Origin of the sequence: Prochlorococcus sp. MIT 1300 (assembly GCF_034092375.1) — a bacterium.
Lineage (GTDB): Bacteria > Cyanobacteriota > Cyanobacteriia > PCC-6307 > Cyanobiaceae > MIT-1300.
Genome location: NZ_CP139302.1, coordinates 257,766 through 276,188, shown reverse-complemented (window position 1 = coordinate 276,188; position 18,423 = coordinate 257,766). Strand labels below are relative to the sequence as shown.

General features: G+C 39.8%; 18 protein-coding genes and 1 tRNA gene. 12 read left to right on the top strand and 7 right to left on the bottom strand.

What is annotated here, in order from left to right; genetic code table 11:
* The first annotated feature begins 31 nt into the window (after positions 1 to 31).
* Positions 32 to 697 carry a phosphoribosylglycinamide formyltransferase gene (gene purN / locus SOI83_RS01445; RefSeq protein ID WP_320676826.1) on the top strand — a complete coding sequence of 222 codons (666 nt, stop codon included), beginning with the start codon at positions 32 to 34 and terminating at the stop codon, positions 695 to 697.
* Here purN and argC read toward each other — a convergent pair.
* Positions 678 to 1,784 carry an N-acetyl-gamma-glutamyl-phosphate reductase gene (gene argC, locus SOI83_RS01440; RefSeq protein ID WP_320676825.1) on the bottom strand — a complete coding sequence of 369 codons (1,107 nt, stop codon included), beginning with the start codon at positions 1,782 to 1,784 and terminating at the stop codon, positions 678 to 680. The two genes, purN and argC, sit on opposite strands and share 20 nt — an antisense overlap.
* A 40-nt stretch (positions 1,785 to 1,824) precedes the next feature.
* On the opposite strand from argC, the gene ribBA reads away from it, so the two are divergent.
* Complete coding sequence (gene ribBA, locus SOI83_RS01435; RefSeq protein WP_320676824.1) at positions 1,825 to 3,552, top strand: bifunctional 3,4-dihydroxy-2-butanone-4-phosphate synthase/GTP cyclohydrolase II; 1,728 nt, start codon at positions 1,825 to 1,827, stop codon at positions 3,550 to 3,552.
* 8 nt (positions 3,553 to 3,560) lie between these two features.
* Here the strand turns inward: ribBA and SOI83_RS01430 are convergent, their stop codons facing one another.
* The 5 genes from SOI83_RS01430 to dnaK all read right to left on the bottom strand — a co-directional run bounded on the left by SOI83_RS01430 (position 3,561) and on the right by dnaK (position 8,451).
* Entirely contained in the window at positions 3,561 to 3,983 is a 423-nt protein-coding gene (locus tag SOI83_RS01430; RefSeq protein ID WP_320677576.1) for a peptidylprolyl isomerase, read from the bottom strand.
* A gap of 159 nt (positions 3,984 to 4,142) precedes the next feature.
* A complete protein-coding gene (murQ, locus tag SOI83_RS01425) occupies positions 4,143 to 5,072 on the bottom strand; it encodes an N-acetylmuramic acid 6-phosphate etherase (protein ID WP_320677575.1) in 930 nt (309 codons plus the stop codon).
* Between the two features lie 35 nt (positions 5,073 to 5,107).
* Entirely contained in the window at positions 5,108 to 5,515 is a 408-nt protein-coding gene (locus tag SOI83_RS01420) for a DUF3110 domain-containing protein (protein WP_320676823.1), read from the bottom strand.
* 55 nt (positions 5,516 to 5,570) lie between these two features.
* A complete protein-coding gene (locus tag SOI83_RS01415) occupies positions 5,571 to 6,473 on the bottom strand; it encodes a DnaJ domain-containing protein (RefSeq protein ID WP_320676821.1) in 903 nt (300 codons plus the stop codon).
* Complete coding sequence (gene dnaK / locus SOI83_RS01410) at positions 6,457 to 8,451, bottom strand: molecular chaperone DnaK (RefSeq protein WP_320676820.1); 1,995 nt, start codon at positions 8,449 to 8,451, stop codon at positions 6,457 to 6,459. The genes SOI83_RS01415 and dnaK overlap by 17 nt, the downstream gene beginning before the upstream one ends.
* Before the next feature lie 144 nt (positions 8,452 to 8,595).
* On the opposite strand from dnaK, the gene pstC reads away from it, so the two are divergent.
* The 3 genes from pstC to pstB are packed head-to-tail and all read left to right on the top strand — an operon-like array spanning position 8,596 to position 11,350.
* Positions 8,596 to 9,549, top strand: coding sequence for a phosphate ABC transporter permease subunit PstC (gene pstC / locus SOI83_RS01405; protein ID WP_320676819.1), 954 nt, complete (start codon positions 8,596 to 8,598; stop codon positions 9,547 to 9,549).
* Positions 9,550 to 9,582: 33 nt separating this feature from the next.
* Complete coding sequence (gene pstA, locus SOI83_RS01400) at positions 9,583 to 10,479, top strand: phosphate ABC transporter permease PstA (protein ID WP_320676818.1); 897 nt, start codon at positions 9,583 to 9,585, stop codon at positions 10,477 to 10,479.
* A gap of 58 nt (positions 10,480 to 10,537) precedes the next feature.
* On the top strand, positions 10,538 to 11,350 hold the full coding sequence (gene pstB, locus SOI83_RS01395; protein ID WP_320676817.1) for a phosphate ABC transporter ATP-binding protein PstB: 813 nt from the start codon (positions 10,538 to 10,540) through the stop codon (positions 11,348 to 11,350).
* 78 nt (positions 11,351 to 11,428) lie between these two features.
* Here pstB and SOI83_RS01390 read toward each other — a convergent pair.
* Positions 11,429 to 11,515: transfer RNA gene (locus tag SOI83_RS01390), tRNA-Ser, on the bottom strand.
* Positions 11,516 to 11,595: 80 nt separating this feature from the next.
* On the opposite strand from SOI83_RS01390, the gene SOI83_RS01385 reads away from it, so the two are divergent.
* The 7 genes from SOI83_RS01385 to ggpS all read left to right on the top strand — a co-directional run bounded on the left by SOI83_RS01385 (position 11,596) and on the right by ggpS (position 18,420).
* Positions 11,596 to 12,483, top strand: a complete 888-nt coding sequence (locus tag SOI83_RS01385; protein WP_320676816.1) for an inositol monophosphatase family protein — start codon at positions 11,596 to 11,598, stop codon at positions 12,481 to 12,483.
* Between the two features lie 21 nt (positions 12,484 to 12,504).
* A complete protein-coding gene (locus SOI83_RS01380; RefSeq protein ID WP_320676815.1) occupies positions 12,505 to 13,686 on the top strand; it encodes an ATP phosphoribosyltransferase regulatory subunit in 1,182 nt (393 codons plus the stop codon).
* A gap of 31 nt (positions 13,687 to 13,717) precedes the next feature.
* On the top strand, positions 13,718 to 13,945 hold the full coding sequence (locus tag SOI83_RS01375) for a ferredoxin family protein (protein ID WP_320676814.1): 228 nt from the start codon (positions 13,718 to 13,720) through the stop codon (positions 13,943 to 13,945).
* Positions 13,946 to 14,030: 85 nt separating this feature from the next.
* Positions 14,031 to 15,938 (top strand): molecular chaperone HtpG, encoded by a 1,908-nt coding sequence (htpG, locus tag SOI83_RS01370; protein WP_320676813.1) that lies wholly within the window; start codon positions 14,031 to 14,033, stop codon positions 15,936 to 15,938.
* 60 nt (positions 15,939 to 15,998) lie between these two features.
* Entirely contained in the window at positions 15,999 to 16,235 is a 237-nt protein-coding gene (gene rpmB / locus SOI83_RS01365; RefSeq protein WP_320676812.1) for a 50S ribosomal protein L28, read from the top strand.
* Positions 16,236 to 16,285: 50 nt separating this feature from the next.
* The gene (locus SOI83_RS01360; RefSeq protein ID WP_320676811.1) at positions 16,286 to 16,837 is read left to right on the top strand and encodes a peroxiredoxin; all 552 of its coding nucleotides are present in this window, start codon (positions 16,286 to 16,288) and stop codon (positions 16,835 to 16,837) included.
* A gap of 119 nt (positions 16,838 to 16,956) precedes the next feature.
* The gene (gene ggpS / locus SOI83_RS01355) at positions 16,957 to 18,420 is read left to right on the top strand and encodes a glucosylglycerol-phosphate synthase (protein WP_414153422.1); all 1,464 of its coding nucleotides are present in this window, start codon (positions 16,957 to 16,959) and stop codon (positions 18,418 to 18,420) included.
* The last annotated feature ends 3 nt before the right edge of the window (positions 18,421 to 18,423 follow it).

The window sequence follows — 18,423 nt, the reverse complement described above, 5'->3', positions numbered from 1 at the left end:
TTCCTTAGACTCTAGTCAAATGAGGTCGTTAATGCCCATAAACGAAAACTTCCTTTTGTGCCCTGATATGGATTCTTTACCTCGTATCGATCCTCCGCTAAGAATCGGGGTTATGGCATCTGGTAATGGAAGCAACTTCGAAGCACTAGTAGAAAGCACCCTATCGTCTAGCCTGAATGCTAAAGTAGAGCTGTTAGTTGTCAATAATGAATGTTGTTTTGCCATAGATAGAGCAAAACGATTAGGTATTAAATATCTATTACATGACCATAGAGACTATGTGAGTCGTCATGAACTAGACAAGGCCCTAATTCAGAGTTTTAAAGAATTCGAGATAGAATGTATTGTAATGGCGGGCTGGATGAGAGTTGTTACTCCTACTCTCATAAACTCCTTTAATAATCGTATTATTAATATTCACCCATCAATACTGCCATCATTTCCTGGTTTAAATGCTATTGATAAGGCTCTAGCCTTTGGAGTGAAGGTAACTGGTTGTACGGTACATATAGTCAGTGCTGAGGTTGATTCAGGGCCAATACTGGCTCAAGCAGTAGTTCCTATATTCGAGCACGACAATAAACAAAGCCTAAGAAGGAGAATACAAGAGCAAGAACACAAAATATTACCTATAGGAGTAGCTGTCGCGGCTGAAAGGTGGCGACTGGAAGATCTTTCTAGGGATAATATGTGTTGAGAGGTAGACCTTCTTGTTCAGGGAATTTATTCATAACATTTAAACATTGGATGGCCTGGGAAGCCTGACCTTTTAATAAATTATCAATTGCACTCATTAAGATCAATTGGCCAGTTCGTTTATCTACCTGCAATGACAGAAATGCTAAATTTGTATGTTTAGCCCACTTTGTTTCTGGATAAGTACCAACAGGGAGTACGTTGATATTATTATTACGAGAATATGCAGCTTCTAAAAGAATAAAGCAATCATCAGCCGTAAGGCCTGGGTCTCTCAACCTTGCGTAGATAGTCGATAGCAAACCGCGAACCATAGGAATTAAATGGGGAGTAAATTGGAGACAAATTGATGAACCTGCAAATTCACTTGCCACCTGCTCAATTTCAGATGTGTGTCTGTGACCAATAACTCCATATGGTTTTATAGACTCTGAAGCCTCAGCTAAAAGTAGACTTTCTTTAGGAGATCTTCCACCTCCGGAAGTACCACTTTTAGCATCAATTACAATTCCATCATTTTCGATTAGCCCTTGCTTTAGGAAAGGTATTAGTGGAAGTAAACTCGCTGTAGGAAAGCACCCAGGGGCAGCAACAAGGTTGGCACCTTTGATCGCATTCTGATTCCATTCTGGCAACCCATAAACAGCTTTTTTGCATAATTCATCATCAGCTCGTTTAAATTTATTTGCTTCAGCTTTGTAGACTTGTTTCCAAAGATCCAGAGATTTGTATCGATAGTCAGCCGACAAGTCAACAACCCGGACGCCAAGCTCCAGTAACTTTGGTGTGAGTTGGCTAGAAAGGCCATTGGGAAGGCTCAAGACAGCAAAGTCTGCCTTTTCAGCAATTTTCCTGGCATCAGGAACCTCAATTGGTAGATCTTCTGCCATATTTATAAATGGGCATACATCTTTCCACATCTTCCCTGCACTCCTTTCACCCCCAAGAAAGCTCACATGGAAAACAGGATGTTGTTCAAGGAGTCTGATCAGTTGCATTCCTCCGTAACCCGAGGCTCCCACCACAGCAACTCTGAGCGCTTCCGAAACTGTTGAATGTATAGGTAATTGGGATGATGATCTATTCATTTGATGATCGAACTATGAGGTGATCGTACTTCTGCCGATAATGAGGCAAGCAATCTCAACCACAAGACCTGAGGATTTTTTGGAAAAGACCGATTCATACGAAGTGCAATTTGACGAGATAGCTGATGCTCTGGCTGCTATACGCAATGGGGAATGCGTAGTTGTTGTTGATGATGAGCGCCGGGAAAACGAAGGTGATTTGATTTGTGCCGCACAATTTGCAACACCTGAACAAATTAATTTTATGGCGACGGAGGCAAGAGGCCTCATTTGTCTAGCGATGCATGGAGAGAGGTTAGATCAATTGGATTTGCCTCTGATGGTCGATAGAAATACAGATGCTAATCAAACTGCTTTTACCGTCAGTATTGATGGGGGGCCTGAACATGGGGTCCAAACTGGCATCTCCGCAGAAGATCGTGCAAGAACTATTCAAGTTGCAATTAATCCGGAAACAAAGCCTCTAGAGCTAAGGAGACCAGGTCATATTTTCCCACTTAGAGCTAGGCAAGGTGGAGTTCTTAAAAGGGCTGGCCATACTGAAGCAGCAGTTGACTTGTCTCAACTATCAGGATTAAATCCTTCAGGAGTTATATGTGAAATACAGAATGCGGATGGATCAATGGCCCGTCTTCCTCAACTTTATAAATATGCAAGGGAATGGGGCCTTAAGTTAATTAGCATAGCCGATTTAATTAGATATAGATTAGAGAATGAGCGTTTTGTTTATAGAAAAGCTTGTGCTGAGCTACCTAGTCAATTTGGAGGATTTAAAGCAATTGGTTATAAAAATGAACTCGATGGAACAGAACATGTCGCTCTAGTTAAAGGAGATTTAGGAAGCTTGAAAGAACCAATACTTGTAAGAATGCATTCAGAATGTCTTACTGGAGATGCCTTTGGTTCTCTAAGGTGTGATTGTAGGCCTCAACTTGAGGCTGCATTGTCCCGAATTGAGCAGGAAGGGGAAGGTATTGTCGTTTATCTAAGGCAAGAGGGTAGAGGAATAGGACTTATAAATAAACTAAAAGCTTATAGCCTTCAAGATGGTGGATTAGACACTGTGGAGGCGAATGAAAGACTTGGATTTGCCGCCGATTTAAGAAATTATGGAGTGGGAGCTCAAATACTTACTGATTTAGGTGTTAATCGACTCAGATTACTTACTAATAACCCACGTAAGATTGCTGGCTTAGGTGGATACGGAATCCAAGTAGTTACTCGAGTACCCCTAGTAATATGTCCAAGCGACTATAATGCGTCTTATCTAGCAGTCAAAAGAGAAAAGTTGGGTCATCTTATTGACCCGCCAAATGAACTCAAAATCGAGGATAGTTCACACCCTTTTATCGTATTGTCATGGGACGGAAAAGTAGATAATGAATCACTACCTCATTTAAGAAAACATATAAATGACTGGGCAAATGACCATAAATATTTCCTTAAAGCTGAATTTTCTCCAAGGTTATTAGCTATTTGGGAAAGACCAATCTTTTTATGGAGTATAAAAGACTTAGCTTTATCTGAATCGAATGTTCTATCAGAAATTGATTGGAAAAGGTTAGTGAAATTTATTCTAGAATTGTCTAGCTGGAATGGAACAAAAAGAGTTGGTCTATTTGTTTCAGATAGAGCGAACCGAGCTATTCACCCTTCACAAAATATGGAAATTATAGACCACAATCTTTCAGAGTTAACTCAAATTGATCACACAATGATAAAGGATTTAAAAAAATCTTATGATACCCTCCTAATACAATGGTCCTAATAAAATATCTATTTAATGGTTACTTTGTTAATTCTAGAGCCGTTCTTAAGACCTAGTACAACATCCATATTTTTTGTTTGGCCGAATACTGTATGCACACCATCTAAATGTGGTTGTGACTCATGAACTATAAAGAACTGGCTCCCGCCTGTATTTTTTCCTGCATGGGCCATTGACAAGCTTCCAGGCAAATGTTTTTTGGAGTTTATTTCACAATCAATCGTATATCCTGGACCACCAGTTCCTGGCATTCCTCCTGCTCCGTCACGTGTATTTGGACAACCTCCTTGGGCCATAAAACCATCTATAACTCGGTGAAACGCTAAACCATTATAAAAACCTTCATTGACAAGCTTGACGAAGTTTTCAACAGTTTTTGGAGCATCATTGTCAAAAAGTTCAAGCTCGATAATGCCAGCCTCTGTTTCCATCAATGCTGTAGTCACTGTTAAGCCATGTAAATCTATTAAATACTAGCAGATTATTCAAAATTGTCTTCTGAATCGGCATTCAGAAAGTTTTGTCAGCAATTTATCAAGATGGAGTATTCGTAATCTCAATGAATATTGAGTATGAAAGTTACTGATGATTTATGGGGCCTTAGGCAAGGATACCTTCAATTTATCCAAAGAAGATCTTAAATTGTTATTATTTTCCTTGAGTATAATCTCGGCTTCGCTCTGGTTAAGACCTGCTGCATGCCTCAGCAAAGCAATCTTAACAGAGCCTTTACTTTGATCTAGGATTTTTTTTGCATGATCAAATCCTAAGTATGTCAAATCTCGAATAATTCGAATTGCTCTATCTTTTAACTTTCTATTTGTCGCAGAAACATCAATCATTCTGTTTCCATATACTTTTCCAAGATTAATCATTAGAACTGTCGAAATAATGTTGAGGGTCATTTTTGTTGCTGTTCCAGCTTTTAACCTAGTAGAACCTGTTAACAATTCAGGACCTGTAAGTAATCTAATATCAATGTCGCAAGGAATAACTATTTCATCTGGAGGGACACATGAGATAGAAACAGTTAAAGCTCCTATCTGATGACCATAGTTTAATCCACCTAAAACATACGGTGTGGTTCCACATGCTGAGATACCGATTAGAACATCTAACGAAGAAAAAGAGCGTGATTGAAGGTCTAAAACTGAAGCTTTTGTATTATCTTCGCTACCTTCTGCACTAGTTCGTAGGGCGTCATCGCCTCCTGCAATAACACCTTGGACTAATTCAGAAGGAGTAGAAAATGTAGGCGGACATTCTGAAGCATCTAATACTCCTAACCTTCCAGAAGTACCAGCACCTAAATAAAACAACTTACCCCCTTTATGCACTCGCCCTGCAATTGCTTCTATCGCCTCACTAATTCTAGGCATTGCTCTCTGCACAGCTTGTTGTGGATATTTATCTTCTTGTACAAATAAACTGACTAATTCTTCTGTGCTCATTACATCCAGGTTTCGACTAAGGGGATTTTCTTGTTCAGTTAGTACTTCCTGACCTTTGTTAGTTATCATTGCGGTATATATATTTGAAGGGTTTAGTGGCGGAATCAAAGGAGTCCTTCGAGTTTTTTCTTTATATCATCCAATTCAGTATGCTCTAAGCTTTCCTCGGAGTTTTTTGGTATTTCTTCTTTTATATCATCCTTCCAGTTAGTAACATCTTTATTTAATTCTGGGGGAGCAAGCAAGATCCGTTCCTCGTCATCCTTAGGGATGAATCCATCGCTAACGATTTTTGCTTTATACCCCGCTCCTGCACAAAAAGCCTCAACTTCATCTCTGTCTAATTCTTCTATAGAAGGTACTGGAAAGTCTTGGGCCTCTAAAAGTCCTGCATAACGTTCCGCGTCATCCTTATTCTCAAACATAAGAACTAAAGTTTCTGCTGATACTTCTATTGAATGAATGCCCTCACTGTCTTTACCTGCATCATAAAGAAGAACATATACTCTCATAATAATCTTGTTCAGTAAAGAAATAAAATCAATCTACTATTTAGTTTGAGTCATTTCAAAAGGCTTCTGGATCTAAAGACAATTCTTGAAGTCTTTTATACAAAGCAAACTCAGCCTCGCTTGTATCAGATGGAATAACAACAACTATTTCTACCAACTGATCGCCTCTGCGGCCATCTAATTCCAAGCCCCTACCTCTTAATCGAAGTAGCCTGCCACTAGAGGATGATGGAGGGACCTGTAAGGTTACGGTCCCTGACATGGTTGGCACTTCTACAGCACAACCTAAAACAGCATCCGGGGGTAATAATTCGAGCCGATAATGAACCCTTATTCCGTCAATTCTTAAGCCATCTTCAGTCGTAACACGTAGTTGAAGAAAATGATCTTTTCCCCCTGGCGCAACTCCAGCCAGTCTCAATCTCCAGCCATCCCCTGCAAGCGGTGGAGTTGGTACTTCAATAAGTCTGCCATCTTCAAGTTCAAGTTCAACGTCTGTTCCGTATAAGGCCTGTTCTGGTGTAAGTGCCACGAGACTTTCTATATCTTCAAATGCTTGAACAGGTGGGGGAGAAGATTGAACTCTTGTTGGCCAATTCCTTCTATCTTCTTGAGTTACCTCATTAGTTTCTAGCTGTTCCGAAGGATGTGTATTTTTAACTCCTAAAACAATGTCTAGATAATCCTCAAAGCTCGGAAAACCAATAGCAAAAGGATCATTCATATTTTCTATTGGATCAAGACTTTTCTCCCATTCTGCCCTTCTACGTGGATCACTTAGAACAGCGTAAGCCTCATTTACTAGCTTAAATCGTTCTTCTGCATGTATATCATTAATGTTTAAATCGGGGTGCCACTTTCTTGCCTCCCGCCTAAATGCTCTTTTGAGCTCTTCATGGTCACTGCCTGGATCAAGCCCAAGTAAGGACCAGTAATTTGTACTAGCGGTAGTAGTCATTATCCCAAGGATCTAGGCCTCCTCTTCCTCCACTTCTCCTATCTATAGAAGAACGTGAAGGGTAGTCCCAAGGGTCATCATCCCAATAATCATCTGAGAAAAGCTCATCTTTTAAAGAACCAAATGTATTTTTTATTCCCTGTAATGGGTTGCCATCTGTACGTCTTTCAGATGAAAGCCTACGATTAAGTCCAAAAAGCGCTTCTTGGAGCGAAGCTACAGCAAGTTCTAATTCCTGCGGATTATTTTCTTGTAAAAGGTCCTGAACATCTCTCATATTTAACTCAACAGCTCGTTGTTGACGTTCTGCTCCATAGGGGCCCAATTCTAAAGCTGCATCTCGAAGTCTTCTTTCAGCCTGAGCAACAAGAGTTAATGCACTATTACGTCGATCTATAGAGGCCCTTTTTCGTTTATCTTCAGACGATTTAGCTTCAGCTTCAGCAAGCAAGCGTTTAAGCTCATCTTCGTTAAGGGTAGACCCCCCTTGAATGTTTACAGATTGCTTTCGTCCTGTAGTTCTATCTGTTGCACTTACTTCTAATAAACCGTTTGCATCTATATCGAATGCCACCTGGACCTGTGGAACTCCTCTGGGCGCTGGTGGTATACCAGAAAGTCTGAAGCGTCCTAAGGACTTGTTATCGGCAGCTAATTGACGTTCACCCTGCCAGACATGTATCTCAACGGCAGATTGGTTAGATTCAGACGTACTAAATACATCTGATTGACGAACAGGAATAGGAGTGTTCCTTGGTATCAAAACTTTCATGAGGCCTCCAACTGTTTCTAAGCCCAAGGAAAGAGGTGTTACATCATTAAGTAGCAAATCTCTAAGCTCACCAGTAAGAATTCCAGCTTGAACTGCAGCTCCGATAGCCACAACTTCATCAGGATTAACAGACTGACAAGGGGGGTTTGGGACAAGCGTTCTTACAAGTTGCTGAACCATAGGCATTCGAGTACTGCCCCCAACAAGAACTACCTCATCCACCTGATCAGGACTCCACCCAGAATCTTGAAGTGTTGATTGAACAGGTGCTAGCAATCGATCCAAAAGGTCTGTACACAAACCTTCAAAAGTAACCCTGTCAATGGTTGTCTCAATATGAAGGGGGCCTTCATTGCCAGTAGCTATAAATGGGAGGGAAATAGGCGTACTTTGAACACCAGATAACTCTTGTTTGGCCTTCTCAGCAGATTCGGTAAGACGTTGAAGTGCTTGTCTATCGCGTCTTAGATCAAGTCCATATTCTTTTTTGAAGTTCTCTGACAACCAGTCAACAATTCGTTGATCAAAATCATTTCCACCAAGTTGAGTATCCCCACAAGTAGCTTTAACATCAAAAACACCATTTGCGACTCGCATTAAGGACACGTCAAAAGTTCCACCCCCTAAGTCAAAAACAAGAACGCGGCGAGCAGAACTCTTGTCAAAACCATAAGCAAGGGCTGCTGCTGTTGGTTCGTTAAGGATCCTCTCGATTTTGATTCCAGCCAATCTGGCAGCGTCTCTAGTGGCCTGACGTTGAGCATCATTGAAATATGCAGGTACTGTTACGACAGCTGATTCAACACTTTCCCCTAAATATGTCTCTGCATCATCTATAAGCTTTCTAATAATGCACGAAACTAATTCTTCAGGGGCATACTCTCGTTCAGTTGCTGGGCAAGTGATACGAACATTTCCCTGTGAGTTTGCCCTGACGTTATAAGGCACAGACAGGCTGTTGTCCTCAAGTTCATCCCAATATCGACCAACAAAACGCTTTAGATTTGCGAATGTGTTCTTGGGACTTAAAACGAGTTGCCTTCGGGCCAATTGACCAACCAGGAGCTCTGCATCTTTTGTATATCCCACAACAGATGGGGTTGTTCTACAGCCTTCTGCATTAGCTATTACTAGTGGGCGACCAGCTTCTAAAACCCCCAAAACGGAGTTTGTCGTACCAAGATCAATTCCAACGATCCGCCCCATGTTTATTTCTGAATAAAGTCAACCGTACCGAGCAAAACTTAATTGAAAAGCCTCTCTAATGTAGGGAAATCCATTAGTTAAGACTTCATTAGTGAAAAATAGGTCATAAACCCACTAATTTCAGGATGAGTTAGGTCATGTCTAATGACGGCTAATGAGTCGCCGACTCTTTTTAAGCTAAGGAGCAGACCTCCGTCCGAGAAAGTCGTAGACACAGGCTTCAAAAACTTTGCTCTAGCAATGGCTTCAATGGTAGCCGTTGTTCTTTTTTCAATTCTAGTTGTTGTCTTCTGGGAATCACTCGATTCAATGGGTCGGTATGGCCTTAGTTTTCTTTACACGTCTAACTGGAATCCAGTGAATGACGAATACGGAGCATTTACAGCAATTTATGGAACAATAGTTACCTCATTGTTTTCACTTTTAATAGCTGTACCTCTAGGAGTTGGATGTGCCATATTTATTACAGAGGACATTATACCAATATATATAAGGAATGTTATTGGGATCATGGTTGAGCTTCTAGCGGCTATACCCTCCGTAGTATTGGGACTGTGGGCCATCTTTGTTATGGAACCATTTATAAGACCATTTCTTGTATATTTAAATACCAAACTTGGATGGTTACCGATCTTTAGTTCTGAGCCTATGGGACCTGGAATGGCACCTGCAATATTAATACTCTCAATTATGATTTTGCCAATCATTACCGCAATTTCCAGAGACTCATTAAATCAAGTCCCAGAAGGATTAAGGCAAGCTGCTTATGGGATTGGTGCCACAAGGTGGATTACAATATTTAATGTAATATTACCTGCTGCAATTTCTGGAATAACTGGAGGGATATTACTATCACTAGGAAGAGCTTTGGGAGAAACCATGGCTGTAACAATGATAATAGGAAATTCGAACAACTTCAGCTTTTCCTTGTTAGCACCAGCCAACACTATTGCGGCTATGCTCGCCAATCAATTTGGTGAGGCTGATGGCAGCCAGGTTTCATCTCTTATGTACGCTGCATTTATCCTCATGTTACTGACTCTTTTCGTCAACATATTTGCTCAATGGATGGTCAAGCGTCTAAGCCTTAAGTACTAACTAAAACATATGCAAATCAATTCAAATAAGGCTATGAATAAAAATTCGAACCTCAACTTCAACTCAAAACTTCCAAGAAACATCTATGGAAATATCCTTACCTTTACCTCAGCTATTTTTTCAATAGTAGCTGTATTACCACTTGTACTTGTTCTTGCTTATGTCGTTATAAAAGGTGCTTCACAGATTAACTTATCTATCTTTACACAACTACCCGAACCCCCAGGGGATGACCTGCTTAATGCTGGTGGAATTGGTAATGCAATTCAGGGGACATTTATAGTTACAACATTGGCTACATTAATAGCCGTGCCAATTGGAGTAGGGGCAGGAATCTATTTAGCTGAATATTCGAAAAATGGTGTATTTTCAAGATTTATAAGGTTTGGAACAAATGTATTGTCAGGGATTCCATCAATAATTGCAGGTGTATTTGTTTATGCAACAATTGTATCTACGAAAATATTCTTCGGCAGTAGCTTTAGCGGCGTTGCCGGAGGCATGGCTTTAGCTATTCTCATGCTACCTACAGTAATAAAAACTACTGACGAAGGACTTAAATTAGTTTCAGACGATTTAAGGAAAGCTGCCCTAGGAGTTGGCTCTTCAAAATTTGTGATGATAACTCAAATAACAATACCGAGTGCAATAACTCCAATTGCAACAGGAATTGTTCTTTCACTAGCAAGAGCCGCGGGAGAAACGGCTCCATTAATCTTCACAGCATTATTCTCCTTCTACTGGGCTGATGGTCCGAATTCACTTTTAGATCCAATAGCCTCATTGTCAGTATTAATCTTTAACTTTGCAATTGAACCCTATGAAGCTCAAAACTCACTTGCATGGGCGGCCTCTTTCATACTTGTAATTCTTTTGTTGATAATGAATATCCTTTCAAGATGGATAGGAAAGATTGCCTCCAACAATTAGTTATGTCACGAAATCGGAACGTAGAAGAACAATGCCTTTATCCAGGTATAATGACTAGATGATGAGCAATTCTGAACAATCAAAAATTAAATCAAGTGCATGTATTTCCATGCAGAATGTAACCATAAGTTATGGAAATTCAGACGCTGTAAGAAATATATATTGTGATATTAGAGAAGGTAAAGTTACAGCATTTATTGGTCCATCAGGTTGTGGCAAGTCAACCGTCCTTAGATCAATCAATAGAATGAATGACCTGATAGACGGATGTAGACTTAGAGGAAGGTTACTCTTTAACGGAACAGATTTATACAGTTCGACAGTTGACCCTGTCGAAGTCAGAAGGAAAATAGGTATGGTTTTTCAACAACCCAACCCTTTCCCAAAATCCATTTATGAGAATGTTGCCTTTGGAGCAAGGATTAATGGCTATACAGGTAATATGGATGAATTAGTTGAGAAATCCTTAAAGCAAGCAGCTGTATGGGACGAATGCAAAGACAAATTAAATGATAGTGGTTATTCCTTATCTGGAGGGCAACAACAACGTCTATGCATAGCAAGAACAATAGCTATTGAACCAGAAGTAATACTAATGGACGAACCTTGCTCCGCTCTTGACCCTATTTCAACATTAAAAATTGAAGAGACAATGCATCAACTAAAAAAGAAATATACCATCATCATAGTTACTCACAATATGCAACAAGCCCTTAGAGTGAGTGATATGACTGCTTTCTACAATGCAGAAGCAGAGGATGGAGGGACAGGTAAAGTTGGTTATTTAGTAGAATTCAATGATACAGATAAAATTTTCAGTTCTCCAACTCAGAAGGCAACTCAAGACTACATATCAGGTAAGTTTGGTTGATAATTTGTGTGATATTAATATCTTTTCTACTTTTAAAAATTTGAAGGTATTAGTAAGTAATTTGAGACCTTTTAACAACGGAGAGAGAGGGATTCGAACCCTCGATAGAGTTGCCCCTATACAGCATTTCCAGTGCTGCGCCTTCAACCACTCGGCCACCTCTCCATAGACTGGCTAGCCAGCTTGAATCTAGCAGCACAATGCCCTAGATATAAGGAAGAATGTGCTATTTAGAACACTAAAAAATGGATAAACCCCTTTGTGAGAAGGCATCAATTGAATCTGCTCTCTCGAAATCTGACCTTGAACGTTTACTTGATGTCGCTAAGAAAGCGAGTGAGCTTGGTGGTCAAGTATTGATGAAGCATTATGGAAACTTGGAAAAAGTCACTAATAAGGGTCGGAAAGGGGATCTAGTGACAAATGCTGATATCGAGGCTGAACAAGTGGTTTTGAGATATCTAAATGAAAATACTCCTGAAATCTCAGTCTTGGCAGAAGAAACAGGTTCAATTGGTCAAGAAACATCATTTCGCTGGTGTGTAGACCCGCTGGACGGAACAACTAACTTTGCTCATGGGTATCCTTTCTTTGCTACATCGATAGGTCTCACATGGAAACAAATTCCTTTATTGGGCTCAATTTCCATACCTTTTCTAAACGAAACGTATTTTGCGGCTCCTGAGATAGGAGCATTTTGCAACTCAAATCAAATAAAAGTCTCCAAGACCGCTAACTTAGAGGATTCTCTTCTTGTCACTGGCTTTGCATACGACAGACATACAAGAATGGATAATAATTATGCTGAATTTGCTTGGTTAACCAACCTAACTAGAGGTGTTAGGAGAGGGGGGGCAGCGGCCGTTGATTTAGCATTTGTTGCTTCTGGCAAATTGGATGGCTACTGGGAAAGGGGCTTGTCACCTTGGGATCTCGCTGCCGGAGTTGCAATTGTCGAACTTTCAGGGGGATACGTGGGTAACTATCCAGGAGGAGATTTTGATATAAAAACAGGCAGGATACTTGCTTGTAATCCTTTTCTAAAACAACCTCTGAAACACGAGCTTAAGCTAGTTAAACCATTAGAAAGCTCCGCTTTTAGAGCCATCCCTATCGATGAAATAGGATCGTAAAATAAAAGGAGCAAATAAGTAATGGCTCTCCAGCCAGCAGCCGGCGCTATAGATCTGAATCCACAACAAGTGGAGTTGAATCACCAACTGATAAAACGTTTATCAGAGGTCTATAAGTTGTGGGGCTATGAAGAAGTTTCACCTCCAAGAGTTGAAAGACTAGACACTCTTAAAGCAGGGGGAGCAATCTCTAGTGAAGATATTGTTCGTCTTGTTTCAAGCGATCCTCTAGGACTGCGTCCGGAGATGACTGCATCAATTGCCCGTGCTGCCTGTACGAGGCTGGCAGAAAAACCCAGGCCCTTAAGGCTTTGGGCATCGGGAACTGTTTTCGAAAACAGACCTTCAGAGGAAGGAGGAGTATCTATTCAAGAAAACCTTAAGAGCGGTGTTGAACTCTTTGGAGTAAAGGAAATAGCTGCTGAAATGGAATTACTTTCATTATTATTAGCGTCTTTAAAAACTCTCGACCTAAAAAAAGTTCATAACACAAAGGTTCTTATTGGGCACACTGGTTTGATGGAATTAATTCTTTGTTCAGTGAGTGATGAATACAAATCTCAGGTTAAAAAAGCCTTAATAAATTTCAACAGACTTGCACTAGAGAATATAGAAATAGAAAAGGAAATCAAGGATAGTCTTATAGAAATCCTCGGATGTAGAGGCAGTTCTAATAAAGTGGTTGATAAACTCACTAGCTTTTTTGGTAATCATATAGTTATTGAAGAGTTAAAAAGGTTAATAACATTAATTCAACCTACGGCCAATGCTCAGAATGTTGATATTCAGGTAGACCCTACATTTCAACCACACTTTGAACTATATACTGGAATTGTCTTTCAGATTGTATGCCAGGGAAAATCTTCTCCGGTCATAATCGCTAGAGGTGGAAGGTACGATGAATTAGTAAGAATCTGTGGAGCAAAGAGAGAATTTTCTGCCGGAGTTGGATTTAGTTTTGCAATTGATGAGATAAGAGAAATAATAACAGATACAAACAATAATGTGACTAAATCACCCCAAACAACATTAGTTGCCTACCACAAAGACATTAGTTTAGAAGTGGCATTAGAAAGACAAGCCGTACTTCACAGTAAAGGTCTACAGGCAGTCGTAGATATTAGCAGTAGCCTAAACAAAGAGGAAGCTGAAGAACGTATGGCTGTCAGAGGATATAAACAACTTGAATGGATCGATAAGTAATATTATTGAGTAATTCCATAGTTAGAGACTCATGCCACATACTATTTCTTCTGACGTATGTGAAGGAGTAAGTGACTGCGTCGATGCTTGCCCAGTTGGCTGTATCAAACCAGGTAACAGTAAAAACGCTAAGGGAACAAACTATTACTGGATTGATTTCAGCACCTGTATTGATTGTGGGATATGTCTTCAAGTATGTCCTGTACAGGGTGCAGTTTTACCTGAAGAACGTCAAGAACTACAAAAAAAGCCCCAATAACTCTCATGGTACGGGGACCCCTCCCCCACTAGCGGTTGAGCAATCTTCCGTAAATCCTTATGGTCGTTACAAAGTTCCTTAGACCATGCCAGTATCCGAACAAGGTGAAATACAGATTCATACAGAAAATATTTTTCCTATTATTAAAAAGGCCGTTTACTCGGATCATGAAATATTTCTACGAGAACTTATAAGTAATGGCCTAGACGCTATTAATAAAAGAAGAATGGCCTCAATGGCAGGTGATTGTAGTGAATGTGAGTCAGCTAAAATTAATATAACTATCGATAGAGAGACTAAGCAAATTGTCATTTCCGATAATGGAATAGGCATGAGTGCGAATGAAGTAAAGAAGTATATAAATCAAGTCGCTTTCTCCAGTGCCGAAGAATTTTTACAGAAGTACAAGAAAGATAGCGATGAAATTATTGGTCATTTCGGATTAGGTTTTTATTCTAGTTTTATGGTCTCCAAACAGGTAGAGATAAAAACACTTTCAGCAATTGAAAATGCCAACGCTGTTCATTGGAAATGCGATGGTTCACCTAAATTTACATTAGAAGAATGTGATAAAGAAGAAATTGGTACAGATATAATCCTTCACCTTTTAGAAGAAGAAGAAGAATTTATAGAGCCAACAAGGATTCGGACTCTAATAACTAAATACTGTGACTTTATGCCTATTGAGATCTGCTTAAATGGTGAAGTAGTAAACAAGCAAAATCCGCTGTGGCGACAAAACCCAAAGAACATTGAAGATAAAAAATATATTGAGCTGTATAATTATTTATATCCTTTTCAAGGAGATCCTCTATTATGGGTTCATCTTAATACAGACTATCCATATAATTTACAAGGAATTCTTTATTTCCCCAGAACTACCGGAAGAGCGGATTGGGAAAAGGGTGAAATCAGACTATTCTGCAATCAAGTTTTTGTAAGTGACTCCATAAAAGAAGTTGTACCAAGGTTTCTAGTACCATTAAGAGGCGTTATAGATTCTCCAGATATACCATTAAATGTAAGTAGGAGCGCTCTACAGACCGATCGAAAAGTAAGATCCATTGGTAATTTTATAGCGAAGAAAGTTGCAGATAAACTGATGTCAATCAAGAAAGAAGACCCGAATAGATATGCCGAGCTTTGGGACTCAGTATCCCCTTATATAAAAATAGGGGCGATGGAAGACCAAAAATTTGCAGATCAAACTAAGGATCTAGTTCTTTTTCAAACTACAGCATTATCCGAGAATGGTGAAAAGGATTCTCTGGGATTGATTAAAGGTAATGAAAAGACATTTACAACTATTGGTGATTACATTACTAGGTTGGCTGATAGCGAACAAAAAAGAATTATTTACTGCACTGACCCAATAGCTCAAGCGACTGCACTCAATCTATGGAAATCTCAAGGTTCAGAGGTACTTACGGCCGATACAGTAATAGATTCTCAGTTTATACCATGGCTTGAGGATCAACAAAAAGACCTTAAATTTCAACGGGTGGACTCGGAAATAGATACGAAGTTGAAATCAGACGAGCCAGAAATTTCTGATAAAGGAGGAGAGACATCCTCAGAACAACTTAGAACATTGCTAAAGGATGCTTTAGCTAACGAAAAGATTACCATTCAGGTACAGGCTCTAAAAGGTAATGACTCACCGCCAGCAATTATTCTTCTACCAGAACAAATGAGGAGAATTAATGATATTGGCGCTCTGATGGAGCAACGTCTTCCTGGGCTGCCAGAGAATCACGTGCTCTTAATCAATCGATCACATCCCCTAGTTAACGCACTCCTCAAGCTAAAGGCAGGCTCAGTAATAGTTGGATCGACTGGATCTTCACCTACTGAACGACTCTCCAAAGATTTGGCTAGACATATTTACGACATGGCGAAGCTTGGCGTTGGAGGTCTTGAACCTAATGAGGTGGCAAACTTTCAGGAGCGCACGGCAACCGTTATGTCCCAACTACTTGAGAAAGCCTTATAGGGCTGAATGATTTGTTAAAGTAGCCTTGTGTGGGTCTTATTACCTTAGAGGGTTTAGGAAATGTCCAGAGTGTGTCAACTGACTGGTACTAGGGCTAACAACGGCATGGCCGTCAGTCACTCCCATATTCGAACCAAGAAGCTTCAACAAGCAAATCTTCAACAAAGAAAGCTCTGGTGGGCTGAGGGCAAGAAATGGGTAAATCTCAAAGTAACAACACGTGCACTCAAAACCATCCAGAAGAAAGGGCTTGGACCATACGCGAAATCCTTAGGAATAGACCTAAACAAAATTTAAGCCTTTTATTTGGGGCTTCACACTTAATTCTTAACTTTATATATTAGAGAATGGATAGAAGGTTATTTATTAAAACATCTTTTATATATATGGCTTCTTTATTTTCATATCCTAAGACTGCCTATTCACTCCAAACTAACAGAGCTAATATAGGAGAAATTGCCCCTAACTTTCAATTAGAAGGCACAAGTAATTCTGGCCAAATAAATAGCAACTGGCAACTTAGAAACCACTTAGGTGTCTGGTTAATCTTATATTTCTACCCTAAAGACTTTACTTCTGGCTGCACAATAGAAGCCAAGGGATTTGAAATGCTGTATCCTAAGTTCGTAAAGTTAAACACAGAGATCGCTGGCATAAGTGCCGATAATCTTAACGAGCACGAATCGTTCTGCAGTAGTGCTGAACTTAGTTTTACATTGCTTTCTGATCCAAATGGAAAGATAAGTAGAGAATATGATGCATGGAACCCTCCATATTCCGCAAGAAAAACCTACCTAATTGATCCCAAAGGTATTATTAGAGCCAAGTGGGAAAATGTTAATCCAAGAAAACATCCACTAGACGTTTACAATAAATTGAAAGAACTATCAATTCAATAAATGTTATAAGCAATCAATTAAAGCAAATATAGGTATAGTGGTGATTCCACCTAAGAAAACTGTTATCTCATAATGGAGGCTTAACATTGGAGACGCAGCCAGGCCAAAGCTCCTTCATATTGCTTTACCACAGGACTCCCTTTGATGAAGGCAAGGATCAGGATGGTAAAAGGATATGGACTGATCAGAAGAGTCCAAATGGAATAATTCCTACTCTAAGAAATTTATTTAGGTTGAGACCTAATGGAACGTGGATCGCATGGAGAGAAGTTGATTCTCTTGATAATATTAATAATGAACGGATCGAAATGGTTAAACCGAATAAATTTACATTAAACCGAATCCCCTTAGTCAAAGATGAGATAACTAGTTTCTACCACGTCACATCAAAAGAGTGCTTTTGGCCAATATTACATACATTTCCAACATACTTCGATGTCAACAACGCCGATTGGTTGACATTTGAACTTGTTAACAAAAGGTTTGCAGAAGCTGCTTGTATAGAAGCAGCTCAGGGAGCAACTGTATGGGTACACGATTACAACCTATGGTTAGTGCCAGCATTTATCAGAGCAAAAAGAGCCGATTTAAAAATTGCCTTCTTTCACCACACTCCATTTCCAGGAAATGATGTTTTTGCGATTCTTCCTTGGAGGAGACAAATAATAGAAAGCTTACTGGCCTGTGACTTAGTAGGTTTTCACATCCCTAGGTATACTGAAAATTTTGCTAGAGCAGCTAATTGTCTTGTTGGAGCCAAAAGGGGCCCAAAACAATCAGTAGACAAAAAATTCATTGCGGTAGGAAGTGCACTCACTGAACCTGATGTAACACCATGGCTTAAACATGCTGGTAGAAATATCAAACTTCTTTCATCACCAGTTGGAACTTCACCCGACGTAATCCAAAAGCTTATTAGTGACTCAGAGGTACGTTCACATGCTGACGAAATTAGAAAGGGAACGAAAAAGAATAGAAAGCTTATTCTCTCAGCTAGTAGGGTTGATTACACAAAAGGGAACGAAGAATTATTACTTGCGTTCGAAAGGCTCCTAGAACGAAAACCAGACATACATGGCAAGGTTGTTTTAATGCTTGCGTGTGTCGCCGCCGCATCAGGAATGAAAATTTACGAAGATACCCAAAGGTCAATAGAAGAAATGTCTGGGAGAATTAACGGTAGATTCAGCCAAATCGATTGGGTTCCAATAAGATTCTCTACCAATAGAATTCCATATGAAGAAATGGTGGCATGGTTCTCAGAGGCAGATGTTTGCTGGATTACACCATTGCGTGATGGCCTTAACCTTGTAGCGAAAGAATATGTAGCAGCCAGAAGGAAGAAAGGAGGAGTATTAGTTCTTTCTGAATTCACAGGGGCATCAGTACTATTAGACGGTGCGGTCCTCACAAACCCTTACTCGCACAGGCGAATGGATGAAGCAATAGAACAAGCAATTGAAATGCCTGTTGATGAACAAAAAAGTCGAATGGATTCTATGTCGCAAGCAGTTGAATCTTACACTGTTCAAGATTGGGCTGATGAGCAACTTAAAAGTCTAATCTCTTCTACTAATGAATAAGCT